11 protein-coding genes are annotated in these 15259 nt (G+C 58.1%); 5 read left to right on the forward strand and 6 right to left on the reverse strand.

From position 1 onward, the window contains the following. Positions 1-257: 257 nt before the first annotated feature. A complete protein-coding gene (locus GSVR_RS20870; protein WP_173197498.1) occupies positions 258-2540 on the reverse strand; it encodes a sigma 54-interacting transcriptional regulator in 2283 nt (760 codons plus the stop codon). Positions 2541-2839: 299 nt separating this feature from the next. Between GSVR_RS20870 and GSVR_RS20875 the strand changes: the two genes are divergently transcribed. The 5 genes from GSVR_RS20875 to GSVR_RS20895 all read left to right on the forward strand — a co-directional run bounded on the left by GSVR_RS20875 (position 2840) and on the right by GSVR_RS20895 (position 7939). Continuing rightward, complete coding sequence (locus GSVR_RS20875) at positions 2840-3088, forward strand: hypothetical protein (protein WP_173197499.1); 249 nt, start codon at positions 2840-2842, stop codon at positions 3086-3088. Between the two features lie 112 nt (positions 3089-3200). Then, complete coding sequence (rplU, locus tag GSVR_RS20880) at positions 3201-3509, forward strand: 50S ribosomal protein L21 (protein ID WP_173198065.1); 309 nt, start codon at positions 3201-3203, stop codon at positions 3507-3509. 29 nt (positions 3510-3538) lie between these two features. Continuing rightward, positions 3539-3793, forward strand: a complete 255-nt coding sequence (rpmA, locus tag GSVR_RS20885) for a 50S ribosomal protein L27 (protein WP_173197500.1) — start codon at positions 3539-3541, stop codon at positions 3791-3793. A gap of 217 nt (positions 3794-4010) precedes the next feature. After that, on the forward strand, positions 4011-6101 hold the full coding sequence (locus tag GSVR_RS20890) for a methyl-accepting chemotaxis protein (protein WP_173197501.1): 2091 nt from the start codon (positions 4011-4013) through the stop codon (positions 6099-6101). 134 nt (positions 6102-6235) lie between these two features. Beyond that, positions 6236-7939 carry a SulP family inorganic anion transporter gene (locus GSVR_RS20895; protein ID WP_173197502.1) on the forward strand — a complete coding sequence of 568 codons (1704 nt, stop codon included), beginning with the start codon at positions 6236-6238 and terminating at the stop codon, positions 7937-7939. Between the two features lie 281 nt (positions 7940-8220). Here GSVR_RS20895 and GSVR_RS20900 read toward each other — a convergent pair whose 3' ends face one another. The 5 genes from GSVR_RS20900 to metK form a co-directional block, all read right to left on the reverse strand. Next, positions 8221-8748, reverse strand: a complete 528-nt coding sequence (locus GSVR_RS20900) for a thermonuclease family protein (RefSeq protein WP_173197503.1) — start codon at positions 8746-8748, stop codon at positions 8221-8223. Further along, positions 8748-11120 carry a U32 family peptidase gene (locus tag GSVR_RS20905; RefSeq protein WP_173197504.1) on the reverse strand — a complete coding sequence of 791 codons (2373 nt, stop codon included), beginning with the start codon at positions 11118-11120 and terminating at the stop codon, positions 8748-8750. Before GSVR_RS20905 ends, GSVR_RS20900 begins: the two co-directional genes overlap by 1 nt. Before the next feature lie 156 nt (positions 11121-11276). Next, entirely contained in the window at positions 11277-12377 is a 1101-nt protein-coding gene (asd, locus tag GSVR_RS20910) for an aspartate-semialdehyde dehydrogenase (RefSeq protein WP_173197505.1), read from the reverse strand. Positions 12378-12496: 119 nt separating this feature from the next. Further along, the gene (gene leuB / locus GSVR_RS20915) at positions 12497-13585 is read right to left on the reverse strand and encodes a 3-isopropylmalate dehydrogenase (RefSeq protein ID WP_173197506.1); all 1089 of its coding nucleotides are present in this window, start codon (positions 13583-13585) and stop codon (positions 12497-12499) included. Between the two features lie 154 nt (positions 13586-13739). Continuing rightward, the gene (metK, locus tag GSVR_RS20920; protein WP_173197507.1) at positions 13740-14906 is read right to left on the reverse strand and encodes a methionine adenosyltransferase; all 1167 of its coding nucleotides are present in this window, start codon (positions 14904-14906) and stop codon (positions 13740-13742) included. Between the last annotated feature and the right edge of the window lie 353 nt (positions 14907-15259).

Consider the following 15259-nt stretch of genomic DNA (forward strand, 5'->3'; position numbering starts at 1 on the left):
ATGGTAATACCAATTATCCTTTTTCTAAAAAACTGTCAACAGAATTTTAAAACTGTGTGTAAATCACAAAATCAGCAAGTTAGGCGATAATATGGCATGAAAATAGTAATTGGTAATACAATTTGATATCGGGAACAAAAAGGTGGAGGGGAAGGACTTTCGTGCGGTATCGGCGAAGACATTTAGATGCTGTAAAAAACGAAAAAGCCGCCCCGGAGACGGGCGGCTTTCAGAGATGGAGAATCGGACAGTGCCACTTATTCATGCAGCTTGTCGCGCTCGCGCAGCACTTCGATGCCGTACTTGTTCAGCAGACGGTAAAATGAGCGGCGGGGTATGTTGGCCATGCGGGCGGCTTTGGCCACATTACCTCCGCTCTCCTCGAGATAACGGGAAATGATGTTTTTTTCGGTGCGGCTGACGTGCAGCTCGCGTTCAGCCTTGAACGAAACCCGCCGGCGACTGACCTCGCTGTCTCCGCACCGCTCATAGGTATCGGCAAAAACGGTGGGAAGGTTCTCGAGCCTGATTATCCCGTCCTTGGCCAGCACCGACGAGCGCTCGATGATGTTCTGCATCTCGCGGATGTTGCCGGGCCAGGCATAATGCTGCATGGCCTTTACCGCACGCTCTTCGATACCGACGATATTCTTGTTGAGCTTCTTGCGCGCCTTATCCAGAAAATGCTGGGCCAGGGTCGGTATCGACTCCACCCGGTCGCGCAATGGCGGCAGGGTGATGTTGAACACGTTCAGGCGATAGTAGAGATCTTCACGAAACCATCCCTCGCGCACCCCCTGCTCCAGGTCCTTGTTGGTAGCCGTGATCAGGCGTACGTCCACCTTCCTGGCCTTCGTGCCACCCACCGGACGCACCTCCCCCAAATCCAGCAGGCGCAGCAGTTCCGCCTGCAACTTGGGGGTGATGTCACCGATCTCATCCAGAAAAATCGTACCACCGTCGGCAGCCTCGAAAAGCCCTTTCTTATCGCCGACGGCACCAGTAAAAGCGCCTTTCTTATGGCCGAACAACTCGCTTTCCAACAGCGAATCGGTGATGGTCGTGCAGTTGACGGTGACCAGCGGTTTGTCGTTGCGCAGGCTCAAGCGCTGGATTGCGCGTGCTGTCAACTCCTTGCCGGTGCCGGTCTCACCTCGGATCAGGACCGTGGTCGGCGTCGGGCCGACCTGGCGAATCAGTTCCAACACCTCCTGAATCCCGGAATCGTCCCCTACGATCGGATCTTCCCCCATCTGCCGGTCCAACTCGCGTCGGATCAATTCGTAGTGCAGCATCAGGCGGCCGCGGTCCTCCACGGTCTGCTGAAGATTATGGGGCAGACACATTTCGATATCGGCCAACCCCTGGAAAACCGCCACGGCATGCTCGCGGCAGGAGTTGTAGCCGCAGGCGCGGCAGTTGAGCTCGTCCCCCTGGGTGAACTTGTTGGTTGAATGCAAAATGCGCTTGATCTCGTCCTTGCCGGGGCTGGCCAGCTTGCGCGACTTGTCGGCATAGGAGCGCCGCAGGTCCGGCAAAGCATCTGCAGAACGGTAATGTTCCGTAGCCTGATACGGGAGCGCATTGGTGCTGTAGTTGACGATCAGCTTGCGTTTGTAAAAATGGTTGAGCTTCCTGTCGCGGGCCGGGCCATCCATGCAGCCGCCATCGCAGAAGCGAAGATCCACGAAGGAGGGCGCAATCCGTCCCGCTGCCAGATCCCGAATGATGTCGAGCGTATGGGATTCCCCTTCGGAACAGACGATTTCCGTATCCAGAAAATCGGTTTCAAGCCCGAAAACCTTTGGCGATCCGCCGGTCAGGGTGAAGAGTCGCCCCGCGCCGGGGTCCAGGCCGTCGAAACTCGCCTCGCCCAGGGTGGCCGGATTGATGCCGCGGCTTTTGAAGAGCTTGTTGATCTCCTGATAGGTCAACACCACGTCGATGGCTCCGGCAGATTCTCCCGACTGGATCTCGAACTTGGCCGCAATACAGGTGCTGGCATACACCACCTTGGTATCGGGACCAAGCACATGCTTGATGAAGCGCCCCATGGCGATCATCGGGGATACGATGTCGGCCAGGTTCGGCAAAAGCTGCGGATAGTGGCGCTCGATCAGGTCCACCACCGCCGGACAGTGGGACGAGATCAACGGGCGACGAGCACTGTTCAGCGCTTCGCGGTAGCTGGCAGCGATCATGCCGGCCCCGTAGGCCCCCTCGTGCACCTCACGGAAACCGAGGCTTTTCATGCCTGCCACAAGCTGTCCTGGTGTCATGGTATGAAAGAATGCCGGAAACGAGCAGCCAAGCACCGCGACCACCGGGGCGCCGGAAGCCAGCAGCTCCTGGGTCATGACCATCCTGTCGACAATCATCTTGGCATTCTGCGGGCAACTCAGACACTTGCCGCAGCCGATGCAGCGGTCGTAGATGATCTGCGCAAAGTCCCGGTCGACCTTGATGGCCTTTACCGGACAGGTGCGCACGCAGGAGTAACAGCGGCGGCAGCGTTCCTTATGGGTGACAATCGGCTCCATGCACGTTTTTCGCTTTCAAGGATGGAATGCCCGGAATTGTGCCACATATGACACAGCAGGGTAAAGATAAAAAACAGGGCCCAAGACCCGCCCATCGATGGCGGCCGGAAACATGGAATCCTTATTGAATGACGCCGTAAATTACCTTGGCAGGCCCGACAACATTCGGTTCCGCAGCCTGAGCCGGATCAGTCCCACCCGAAATACTCGGCAGCGAACAGGAGGCGGTAAACCAGGCCGGCATACTCACCAGCAGCGGCCAGCTTCACGCGCTGCTCGACTTGAAGCGGCCTGACGTAATGATGGCGTTATTTGGCCCACTAACAGCCTCATTGGCCTTGATGGTAAATTCCGGTATCCAGCGAATATGGGGAATCGTTGCCGCCGACAGAACAATCGGCAACAGCGCCGGTATCCATATTGACGCATCTGCCGGGAATGCCGTTCAGATTGCCGAGGCCGTTATACTGGAGAAAAAAGCAGCATTGTCTGTTTTTTCATTGAATTCCCGCCTCACGACTAGCACCACGAAACTCCCGAATCCGTGATATACTTACTGCCATGCGAAATTATGTGCGGATAAAATTTTATGCTTGACATGGCGAACATGCTTCACTATAGTTCATAACTCTTTTAAAAATGATGCACATGGAGATTGCTATGTACGCGGTTATTAAAACGGGTGGCAAACAATACAAGGTCAGTGAAGGCGAGTTCCTTAAGGTCGAAAAGCTCGACGGCGAAATCGGCGACAGCATTGAGTTCGCAGAAGTCCTGATGATCGGCGGCGAAAAGACCGTTGTTGGTGCACCTCATGTGGCCGGCGCCACAGTCACGGCCAAAATTGCCCTGCAGGGCAAAGACAAGAAGATTCTGGTGTTCAAGTCCAAGCGTCGCAAAGGCACACGGAAACTGCGCGGACACCGTCAGCACCGAACCGTTCTCAAAATCGAAAAAATCAGCGCTTAATATAATTATCTTTCCGAGGAGTCAGGGAAATGGCACATAAGAAAGCGGGCGGCAGCTCACGAAACGGCAGGGATTCCAAAGGCCAGCGCCTTGGATGCAAGAAATTCGGCGGCGAAACCGTCAAAGCCGGCAACATCATCTATCGCCAGCGCGGCACTCAGGTGCACCCCGGCAACAACGTCGGTTGCGGCAAGGACTACACCCTGTTCGCACTGATCGAGGGGATCGTCAAGTTTGAACGCTTGGGTCGGGATCGCAAGAAGGTATCGGTCTACCCCAACTAATACAACACCAGAGCAGTTTCGACCCGGAAGATCCATTCTTCCGGGTTTTTTTATGCGTTTTAGCGTCTACGACTTTATAGAACATTGTTCTTATTATCTTGCAGTCGCACTGTTTTTGTTGCATAATAACGCGAAATTTTTATGTTTTATTTAATGTGATGATTTGATTTGAAGTTGGAATTTTCTTACTTAATCCATTCAAAAAGAAAGTCTCCCCATGTTTAAATCGAAGCTCACCCGCAAGATACTGGCCATCATCGCCCTCACCCTCTTCACCGGATTCGCCTGCATGGGGGTCACCACCATATACCTGCAGTACCGCTCCACCATGGAGCTGCAGCGACAACACGCACGTACCCTGGCCGGCGCCGTCACTCACGATATGCTCAACCTGATGATGAAGGGGGATATGAAGGAATTCGACTCCTACATCGACAACCTCAACAAGAATACCGACGGGGTTGCCATTCAGGTTTTCGATACATCAGGAAAAGAACGGCGGGGTAGAGCCGTCAACAACGAGATGCTCGCCGCCCTGAACTCGGGCATGAAAGAGGAATCCACCGGCGTGGTCAACGACAGGCACGTGCTCAACCTGATTGTGCCTTTGAACAACGAAGAGCGGTGCCGTTCCTGCCATAGTGCCGATAAGAAGTATCTGGGGGGGGTCATCCTGACCACCTCGACCGAGGCGGGCTTTAAAAGTGCAGTCCGCCTCATATCCGGCATGTCCGCCGTGGGCGTTTTTACCTTCTTCGCAATACTGCTCGCGCTCTACTTCTTTTTTCAACGCACCATCATCCGCCAGATTTCCGCGCTTTACCAGCAGCTGAGCGATCTTGCCGGAAGCGAGGGGGACCTGACCCGAACCTTGAATGTCCGCTCGGACGACGAGATCGGCCAGCTTGGCACTGAAGTGAATCGGCTCACGTCCAAGATCCGCGGGATCATATCCACCCTCTACCAGCAGGCCGGCCTGATCGGGGCCAACGTGTGCGAACTGTCGGACGATACCAATCGCACCCTCCAAATGTCCCAGGACCAGAAGGACAAAGCCACCGCCGTGGCCGTGGCCTCGGAAGAGATGTCCATGACGATCAGCGATGTGGCGGCCAACACGCATCGTGCCGCAACGCTCTCGTCGGACGTAGATTCTGCCGCTGAATCCGGCAGGGAGGTGGTAGCAGAAACCTGCCAGTGCATGCAGCAGATCAGCACCAGCGTGGCTGAAACGCTGCTGACCATTCGGGAGCTCGAAGCATCCTCCACCAGGATTGGCGAGATGGTGGTCCTGATCGAAGATATCGCCGATCAGACCAACCTGCTGGCGCTGAACGCTTCGATCGAGGCTGCCCGCGCCGGCGACGCCGGTAAGGGTTTTGCCGTGGTTGCCAGTGAAGTCAAAAACCTGGCTGAAAAAACAACCATATCGACCCGAGAAATCGAACGGGTGGTTGCCAGCATACAGCAGGCCAGCCGCAGGGCAGCCGATATGATCACCGCAGAAAATACGCTCGTCCTCACGGGCCTGTCCAAATCGGAAGAAGGACGCCAGCGCCTGGACAATATCAGAAGCCATGCGGTTGAATCGAGGATGATGATCGAACAGATTGCCACCGCTTCCGAAGAGCAGAGTGTCACCACTCACGATATCTCGGAGAAGATTCATTCCGTGTCGATGTCGGCTAACCAGACCTACCAGCTGATGCAGGCCACTGCGGCCACCTTCGAGAAATTTTCCGAGGTGGTCGAACGGATCTACGGTACGGTGGGCAAATTCACTGTTGGCAACTATCATGATACGATCAAGGGGTATGCCCGGGAACTCGACGACCAAGTTCAGAATGCCATTGCCGAAGCTCTCGCCAACCGGACCCTGACCATGGAAGCCCTGTTCGACCGTAACTATCTCCCGGTTCCCAATACCGATCCACAGAAATACACCACCAAATTCGACAGTTTCTTCGATCGGGCCATCTCCCCTTTTCAAGAGAGCATCATCGCCCGCGACAACAACCTGCTCTTCGCGATCTGCGTCGACAACAACGGGTACGCCCCCTGCCACAACCTGCGCTACTCCAAACCGCTCACCGGCAACCCTGAACAGGACAGGAACAACAATCGCACGAAGCGCATTTTCAACGACAGGACCGGTCTCCGCTGCGCCCGCAACACGGAAGGTTTCCTGCTTCAGACCTATCGCCGCGACACCGGCGAGATCCTGAACGACATCTCCCTGCCGATCATCATCAACAACCGACACTGGGGAGCTGTTCGCATCGGTTATATGGTGCCGGGCAACAAATAGGTGTATAATTCCCGGACAGGTCGGGCCGTTTCAGATTCATGGCCTGCCGTCAGGGTCAAAATATGTCCCTGAGCCCGCATTAAGCCGGCCAGGCCGGCCGGCAGCGCGATTTTCTCCGAGAGAAAGCACCCGCCATGTCCCGTTGGACTCCCAAATCGGTTCAAGCAATCAAAGGCTACACCCGTGCCAGTCTGGCAGCGGATTTCACCGCCGGCATAACGGTTGGCCTGGTGGCGTTGCCGCTCGCCATGGCCTTCGGTATCTCCTCCGGCGTCACCCCCCAGGCCGGCATCTACACGGCAGTGGTCGCCGGTTTCCTGATCTCGGCGCTGGGGGGCTCCCGCACCCAGATAGGGGGTCCCACCGGAGCCTTTGTTGTCGTAATCGCCGCCATCATCGCCAGGCACGGCCTTTCCGGATTGCTGATGGTGACCATGATGTCGGGAGTAATCTTGCTGTTTCTGGGATTTACCGGTCTCGGCAACGCCGTCAAGTTCATTCCACGTCCGGTGGTCATCGGTTTTACCAACGGCATTGCGGTGTTGATCGCCTCGACCCAGATCAAGGATTTTCTCGGCCTTCGGACCGCGGACAGGGTTCCCAGCGAATTCATCGAGCGGATGCGGTTCATCGGCGACCACATCACCTCCGTGAATGCCGTTACGGTTATCCTGGCCGTGGCCTCACTGGCCATTATTCTGTTGATGCCGCGCATTACCCGCCGCATCCCCGGCTCAATCGCGGCTTTGATCGGCGCCACCGTCTGTGTCGCGTTATTCGATATTCCGGTCGAAACGATCGGCAGCAAATTCGGCGGAATCCCCACCGGACTGCCCCAGATCCAGCTGCCTCAGTTACGCATCGACCTGATTCTGCCCCTTTTACCCTCGGCCGTAACCGTCGCCTTGCTGGCGGCCATAGAGAGCCTGCTTTCGGCAGTTGTGGCGGATTCCATGAGCGGCGATCGGCACAACTCCAATGTGGAACTGGTGGCACAGGGAGTGGCCAACCTGACCGTGCCGCTGTTCGGCGGCATACCGGTGACCGGCGCCATTGCCCGGACCGCCACCAACATCCGCTCCGGTGCCCGCACGCCCCTGGCCGGCATGATCCACGCCCTGACCCTGCTCTGCATACTGCTGTTCGCCGCGCCGCTGGCCAAATACATTCCGCTGGGCACACTGGCGGCGGTGCTGTTCGTCGTTGCCTACAACATGGGGGAATGGCGCGAAATTCCGTTCATCCTGCGGCTTGACCGCAAGGACATTGCGGTCTGGCTCATCACCTTCGTCCTTACCGTAGTGGCCGATCTGACCATTGCCGTAGAGATCGGCATGATGCTGGCCGCTCTGCTCTACATCTACCAGGTATCGCGCACCACGGTGGTTGCGCCGCTCACGGCCGAGGCCATCGGCGCAGCCAAAAGCCATATCGTCCAGGACCGCGTAATTCCCAACTACGTGAGCATGTTCCACGTCCAGGGGCCATTGTTGTTCGGAGCCGCAGAAAAGCTCAAGGAACTGGCCTACCACCTCGACGGTCTCCAGCCGATCGTGATTTTGCGTCTGCGATACATGACCGCCATCGACGCCACCGGGCTGTATGCCATCGAGCAGTTTCACGAGAAGCTGCACGCCTCGGGTCGGGTCCTGCTCCTATGCGGGGTGCGTGGACAACCCAAGAGACTGATTTACACCTCGAATCTGCCGCGCCTCATCGGGGCGCGCAACATATTGCCTCATATCGGCTCGGCCCTGCATCGTGCCCAGGATATTCACGATAATTTCGGCGGGATCGGCGAAGAAACCGCCATCGTTCTCGCAGAGGCGCCGGTCTGACGGAACGTGCGCAGGGGGGAGAAGCGAGAAAACCGGATCGGCAGTCGCCGGTCCGGTTTTTTAGTTCTGCACGTCAGAAGATATGGGAAGGATGGAACAGCGCAGGCAAGATTTGATGGGGCCGTCCGCAGGCGTTCGCGGGTTGGCCAGAGGCCGAAACAACCGCTGGGTGATGATGCAGCATCCTGAGAGTGGGAGGGTTCTGACCGTCACGCAGCAGGAGTATGGATCATAGGGCTGCAGCAGCGGCGGACCTTACGGCCGGTAACGCTGGCGGAAGATCAATGCCTGGCGCCATGCCGCCTGCCCCCCTTCAGGGCCTGCCTGAATTCCCAGGGAGGCAGGGGGTTCGGATCCCGCCACAGCCCCTTGTGCCGCGCCCGGGCGCTCTCCTCGGAGCTGAGATATTCCGAAGCATACGGTCCTTGCAGGAACTGCCGGTAGGCCCAGGCCATCCCCTCCGCAACCATCTCGCGGTTGATGTCCCTGCCCGCATAGCGAATGACCGCCACTGCGCGGTTGTACTGATCGGTATCCACAATCTCCGCAGAGACCTGACGCCCCATTATCTTGTACATCAGAGTGCGCTTGGCGACCGCTCCGAATGGCTGTGCCGGCTGATCGGGCTTGGCGGTTTCCGGTGCATCGATGCCGTACAACCGCACCTTCAAACGACTCTGCTCACGGGTGGCCAGCAAGACGGTATCGCCGTCGTACACTGCCCGCACCATCCCCACGATGATCCTGCCCGCACAGGCATCGCCGGCCAGCAGCAGGATCAAACCCAAGGCAACCGCAACCACTCTCATTAAACCAGCTCCGCAGGGTAATTGAATTCCGTAGTGCCGGGTATCTCACGGCCGGCTTTGAAGGAGGCGATAATGTCACCCCAGGCATTGCGCCTGGCTTGGCGCAGGTCGATCACAAAGGATGTGCCCCCTCTCTGGCGCAGTTCGCTGTGACGGGCGGTCAGGGAAAAGGGCAGGGCCGCGGTGACGGTCTGCAGGCCGTCACGCGTTGTGACGCTGTATTCTTCTCCCCGGTCCGAATGAAGCGGGATATTGCTGTGCACATCCTTGATACGGATTTTGGTGGTCATGACCGGCAGCGGAGCATAGGCTATCACCCGCCGCTCGATGGCGACATCCGCCGAGAGCAGCTTGGCAAGATTGGCGGCATCGTCTTCGATATACAGGGTGGCGGTCTCGGCCCCCAGCTCCTGCCAGGCTCGCAGGGCTTGACTGTTCAACGAGAAGCAGCGGTGCCAGGTCGAGATGCGCAGTCCCTCCAGCCCCTGTAAAAGCAGGAAATGAGAGATGCTGGAGACTTCGAAACGCCGGAAACCGGCTTCTCTGAGCTGTCGAACGAGCGTGCGATACAGCGGGATATCGCGATCGAAGATGATGAACGGCAATTGCCAGACGACCTGCTCCTCGGCGCCCCGCATACGTGGCAGGCAGGAGGGCAGTTGATGGATGACCGCCTTGGTGAGTGGCAGCATGGTGCTGTCCGCGCCGTGCTGGAGCGGGAAACGCCACTCCCGCGGCTGGTCTATCACCACCACCAGTGATTCTCGACCAGCATGCGAAGGGGGGGCAACAGAACCAGAGTCTATCTCTGCGAGAGCGGCCTTACGTGCTGTTACAATGCGGCTACTGGCCGTCCTGGTGACTTTCTCGCTTAACTGGCTGTACAGCTGGCGGCGGATTTCCTTGAAGACAGCCGCCGGAATAAGCACCGGCGGGAAAGCAGGGGCTTCCAGGCTTTCCAGGCGAAAAGGGGCATCTCCCGTTTTGGCCAGCTGCCCTTCCAGAAACGAATGCATGTTTGTATTGCGGGCTGGCTCCAGCTCACCGAGCGCAAATTTGAAAGGATGCCGGTCACCTGCAACCTCAGCCTCGATGCACAGGTTCCCCTCCTCCAGAGAGACCCGCATCCGGCACGGCTGCTTGTCTCTTTTCACCGCATCCAGCCGGCGCAGGCAGGCATTTTCGCTCAGGGAGAACGCTTCGCGGGAGGAGACCTTGTAGACCGCATCGCCGACCGCGAAACGGAAAGGAGTTTCCACCTCCACCAGACTGCCGGACCGGGCTTCCATCACTTTTTTGCCATTGCAGAAAAGCTCACGCACGGTCCAGGCCTGACCGGCCATATCGCTCTTCGGTTGAGCGCGCAGGCGGTCTCCCACGTGCAGCGCATCCCGGGTTTCAAAGCACAGGCGCTTGCCCTTGAGGGACTTGATCTGCCCCACAAAGCGGCCCGTGCCCCCCTTCTGCCAGGGATTGGCGATGTCGTCCGGCTGTTGGGATGTCAGAAACCCCTTGGTCGGGGTCCTGCCGAACGAGTATTTCAGGATTTCCTTGGCACTTTTCAGGGTTTCTTTGCGAATGTTTTCCGGAGCATCCAGCACCATGCGGTACGCTTCCACCACACTGGCCACATATTCGGCCGACTTCATCCGCCCTTCGATCTTCAGCGATTTCACCCCGGCATTGACCAGTTCCGGGACCATATCGATGGCAGACAGGTCGCTGGTGGAAAAGAAATGCCCCTGCTTGCCCCGGTGGGTGTACAAACGGCGGCAGGGCTGGGCGCAGCGCCCGCGGTTGCCACTATGCCCACCGAGGTAAGAGGAAAAGAAGCACTGCCCGGAAATCGAGAAACAGAGTGCGCCATGGACGAAGACCTCGATCTCCACCGGCGTTGCTGCGGCAATGGCCGCCACCTCGTCCAGCGCCAGCTCCCGCGCCAGGACTACCCGCTCAAATCCGAGACCGGCCAGCATCTGTACACCGGCGGTATTGTGAATCGTCATCTGTGTCGAAGCGTGCAGCGGGATGGAAGGAAAATGATTGCGCACCAGCCGCGCCACAGCCAGGTCCTGGACAATCACGCCATCAATCCTCATGGCGGCCAGAACGGCCAAAGTCTCGACCAGTTGGGGCAGTTCCTGTTCCTTGACCAGCGTGTTGAGGGTGATATAGATCCGCCGGCCATGGGCGTGGGCATAGCCCAGCATGCGCTCCATCTGGGACAGACTGAAGTTCCTGGCGCGGGCCCGGGCGGAGAATTCATGCAGGCCGGCATATACGGCATCAGCCCCCTTTTCCATGGCTGCGAAAAAGGATTCCAGCGAGCCGGCCGGAGCCAGCAGTTCAGGTTTTTGCAATGAAATGGCCATCGATTTCCTTAAACAAAAGCGCCCCGGGAAGGGGCGCTCTGCCTTTACCTACAGAACATGATTTTTGTGCAAGCCCAAGGTCGTCAAGAATTCCTGCGAAGGCATGGCAGCACTACGCTGCAGGCGTGAAGCCGCAGAGCACGTGCGCTCGTGTTCTCACTTCTCGACCAAAATTCTGAGCATCCTTCTGAGCGGCTCGGCCGCCCCCCACAGCAGCTGATCGCCGCAGGTGAAGGCTTGCAGATACTGCGGCCCCATCTTCATCTTGCGGACCCGGCCGATGGGCACGGTCAGGGTGCCGGAGATGGCTGCCGGAGTCAGCTGCGCCAGGGTATCGGCCTTGTTGTTGGGCACCAGCTTGACCCATTCGTTATCGTTGGCGATCAGGCTTTCGATCTCAGCCAGCGGCAGGTCCTTGGTGAGCTTGATGGTCAGGGCCTGGCTGTGGCAGCGCATGGCGCCGACCCGCACGCAGATGCCGTCCACCGGGATCGGTGAGGTTGCGCCGAGGATCTTGTTGGTCTCGGCAAAACCCTTCCACTCCTCGCGGCTCTGGCCATCCTCCACCTCGCGGTCGATCCAGGGCAGCACATTACCTGCCAGAGGGAAGCCGAATTCCTTGACCGGCAGGGAGCCGTTGCGCAGCGTCTCGGTCACCTTCCGGTCGATCTCCAGAATGGCAGAACTGGGGTTCTTCAGTTCTTCGGCCACCACGCCGCTCAGCACCCCCATCTGGGACAGCAGTTCGCGCATGTTGGGAGCGCCGGCCCCGGACGCTGCCTGATAGGTCATGGAGGAGAGCCATTCCACCAGGCCGGCCTTGAACAGCCCACCCAGCGCCATCAGCATCAAGCTGACGGTGCAGTTCCCGCCGATGAAATCTTTCTGCCCCTTGGCCAGGGCCGCATCGATCACGTTGCGGTTGACCGGGTCGAGAATGATGACGGCATTGTCCTCCATACGCAGGGTGGAGGCGGCATCGATCCAGTAGCCGTTCCAGCCCTGCTTACGCAGCTCGGGATGAATCGCCTTGGTGTAGTCGCCCCCCTGACAGGTCAGGATGACATCCAGTTTTTTCAGTTCCGCGATATCGTCGGCGCTTTTCAGGGTGCCGGCATTCATGGGTGCCGGCTGCCCGGCCTGGGACGTTGAGAAGAAGACCGGCTCGATGCCGATGTTGAAATCACCTTCCTCCTGCATACGCTGCATGAGGACCGAACCAACCATACCGCGCCAACCGACGATACCGACTTTCATGGGCATACTCCCTTTCTATTGAAAAATGCTGCGGATATCCAATTCACTGATTTACTTTTTATTAAAAAGGCTGCGATTTTCGTAAGATCTAGACTGACCTATTAAGGAAAAGGTGCAGCCTACAGCGCCGCGATTATGGCGTCGCCCATCGCTTTCGTGTTGACCAGCTTCTCGCCCGGCTTGTTCTGGAAGATATCGCGGGTACGGATGCCCTGATCCAGCACCTTGGCCACGGCGTTATCGATGGCGTCGGCTGCTTCGACCAGTCCGAAGGAAAACTTAAGCATCATGCCCATGGAGAGGATCTGCGCGATCGGATTGGCGATGCCTTGGCCGGCGATGTCAGGAGCCGAACCGCCGGAGGGCTCGTACATGCCGAAGGTGCCCTCGGCCAGCGAGGCAGAGGGGAGCATGCCCAGCGAACCGGTCAGCATGGCGGCCTCATCGGAGAGGATGTCGCCGAACATGTTCTCGCACAGGATCACGTCGAACTGCTTGGGCCAGCGCACCAGCTGCATGGCGGCGTTGTCCACGTACATATGGGACAGCTCGACATCGGGGTATTCCTTGGCAATGCCGGTCACCACCTCGCGCCACAGCACCGACGAAGAGAGCACGTTGGCCTTGTCGATGGAGCAGACCTTCTTGCCCCGCTTACGGGCAGCCTGGAAAGCGACATGGGTGATGCGCTCGATTTCGGGAACGCTGTAACGCATGGTGTCGAAGCCGACCCGCTCGCGCCCCTGCCCCTCGATTCCCTTGGGCTGGGCGAAATAGATGCCGCCGGTCAGTTCGCGGATTACCAGTACGTTGAAGCCACCGCTGATGACCTCCTCCTTGAGGGATGAGGCGCCGGTCAGAGAGGGGAAGATGATGGCCGGACGCAGGTTGGCGTACAGCCCGAAGATCTTGCGCAGCGGCAGCAACGCGCCGCGCTCCGGCTGCTCGTCGGGAGGCAGGCTTTCCCATTTGGGGCCGCCGACCGAGCCGAACAGGATGGCATCGCTGGCTTTGCAGATATCGATGGTCGTCTGGGGCAGGGCCTTGCCCTCGTTGTCGATGCCGGCGCCCCCCACATTGGCATGGGTACGCTCGAAGGTTACCCCGAATTTGCCCTCCACGGCGTCCAGCACGCGCAACGCCTCGGCCATCACCTCCGGCCCGATGCCGTCACCCGGCAGAACCGCTATTTTATTGATCTTAGCCATATTTCCCCCACCATGAAATAGTATACGAAAGACTTTAATAGTACCGGTGGCTGCAGCATTTTGTCAACGAGAATAACAAGATAGAAAATGACAAGGCCGGAGCGTCTGAACACGCTCCGGCCTTGAGAAAACTGCCCGTCAACGCTGCTGTAGCTTACAGACCCGCCTTCTCCTTGAGGATGGCGGCCTTGTCGGTCCGCTCCCAGGTGAATTCCGGCAATTCGCGGCCGAAATGACCATATGCGGCGGTCTTGCGGTAGATCGGACGCATCAGGTCCAACTGCTCGGTAATGGCACGGGGACGCATGTCGAATACTTCGCGCACCAGCTCTGCCAGGCGGTCTTCGGAAACCTTGCCGGTACCGAAGGTGTGCACCATGATCGAAACCGGCTGGGCCACGCCGATGGCATAGGCCACCTGCACCTCGCACCGCTCCGCCAGACCTGCCGCCACCAGATTCTTGGCCACATAGCGCCCCATGTAGGCGGCCGAGCGATCGACCTTGGAAGGATCCTTGCCCGAGAAGGCGCCGCCGCCGTGACGGCCCATGCCGCCGTAGGTATCCACGATGATCTTGCGGCCGGTCAGGCCGCAATCCCCCATGGGGCCGCCAACCACGAACCGACCGGTTGGGTTGATGAAGTAACGCGTTTCGGCGTCCAGCAGCTCGGCCGGAATGACCTGCTTGACCACCTCTGCGATCACCCCGTCTTCGATCTGCTTGTGGGTCACATCCGGGGTGTGCTGGGTCGAAATCACGACGGTGTCAATGCGGCTCGGCTTTCCATTGACATATTCCACCGAAACCTGGGACTTGGAATCGGGGCGCAGAAACGGCAGCTTGCCCGATTTGCGGACTTCGGCCAGCTTGGCCACCAGCTCGTGCGCCAGCTGGATCGGCATCGGCATCAGTTCCGGGGTTTCGTTGCAGGCATAGCCGAACATAAGCCCCTGGTCGCCGGCCCCCTGCTCCTTGTGCAGCCCGTCGCCTTCATTGACTCCCTGGGCGATGTCCGGGGACTGTTTGTCGACTGAAACCAGCACGGCGCACGTTTCGGCATCAAAACCCATTTCCGAATCCGTGTAGCCGATCTCCTTGATAGTGGCACGGGCGATTTCGGAATAGTTGATCACGGCATTGGTGGTGATCTCTCCGGCGATGACCGCCATGCCGGTGGTCACCAGGGTTTCGCAGGCAACGCGGGCCTTCGGGTCCTGGGCCAGAATGGCATCCAGGATCGCATCGGAAACCTGATCGGCTACCTTGTCCGGATGTCCTTCGGATACCGACTCGGAGGTAAAAATGAATTTTTCGGCCATGGTGCGTGACTCCTCTCGATTCTATGCTAGATTAAAATGTACGAATATGGCAGGCATACGAATTACTTCCGTAAAGGTCGTCAAATTTATATCCAGGTATCTGTTTTGTCAAGCAAAGATAGCCGCCGTACATTTCTGTTTGACTTCACCACAATAAGTTCTGCACAATCATTAAAATCCGAATACCTGAATGCCGTAATGCCGGAATAACTAAAAGTACCGGGACTGCAACGCCATTTCACTGCAGTCGTTATTTCAGCAGATCCTCCGCAGGAACACATTATCGCCGGAAAGCCCGAGGCAGTAGCCTTTGAGGCAAACCTGCGACTGGAGTTCGGGACAGATCGTCCTTG

Source organism: Geobacter sp. SVR, assembly GCF_016865365.1.
In the GTDB taxonomy this organism is placed as follows: Bacteria; Desulfobacterota; Desulfuromonadia; order Geobacterales; family Pseudopelobacteraceae; genus Pelotalea.

Excerpts from the sequence above, each read along its gene's own strand:
- rplU (WP_173198065.1), top strand. The coding sequence starts at position 3,201 with ATGTACGCGGTTATTAAAACGGGTGGCAAACAATACAAGGTCAGTGAA.
- rpmA (WP_173197500.1), top strand. The coding sequence starts at position 3,539 with ATGGCACATAAGAAAGCGGGCGGCAGCTCACGAAACGGCAGGGATTCC.
- GSVR_RS20890 (WP_173197501.1), top strand. The coding sequence starts at position 4,011 with ATGTTTAAATCGAAGCTCACCCGCAAGATACTGGCCATCATCGCCCTC.
- GSVR_RS20900 (WP_173197503.1), bottom strand. The coding sequence starts at position 8,748 with ATGAGAGTGGTTGCGGTTGCCTTGGGTTTGATCCTGCTGCTGGCCGGC.
- asd (WP_173197505.1), bottom strand. The coding sequence starts at position 12,377 with ATGAAAGTCGGTATCGTCGGTTGGCGCGGTATGGTTGGTTCGGTCCTC.
- GSVR_RS20895 (WP_173197502.1), top strand. The coding sequence starts at position 6,236 with ATGTCCCGTTGGACTCCCAAATCGGTTCAAGCAATCAAAGGCTACACC.
- leuB (WP_173197506.1), bottom strand. The coding sequence starts at position 13,585 with ATGGCTAAGATCAATAAAATAGCGGTTCTGCCGGGTGACGGCATCGGG.
- metK (WP_173197507.1), bottom strand. The coding sequence starts at position 14,906 with ATGGCCGAAAAATTCATTTTTACCTCCGAGTCGGTATCCGAAGGACAT.
- GSVR_RS20875 (WP_173197499.1), top strand. The coding sequence starts at position 2,840 with ATGATGGCGTTATTTGGCCCACTAACAGCCTCATTGGCCTTGATGGTA.
- GSVR_RS20870 (WP_173197498.1), bottom strand. The coding sequence starts at position 2,540 with ATGGAGCCGATTGTCACCCATAAGGAACGCTGCCGCCGCTGTTACTCC.
- GSVR_RS20905 (WP_173197504.1), bottom strand. The coding sequence starts at position 11,120 with ATGGCCATTTCATTGCAAAAACCTGAACTGCTGGCTCCGGCCGGCTCG.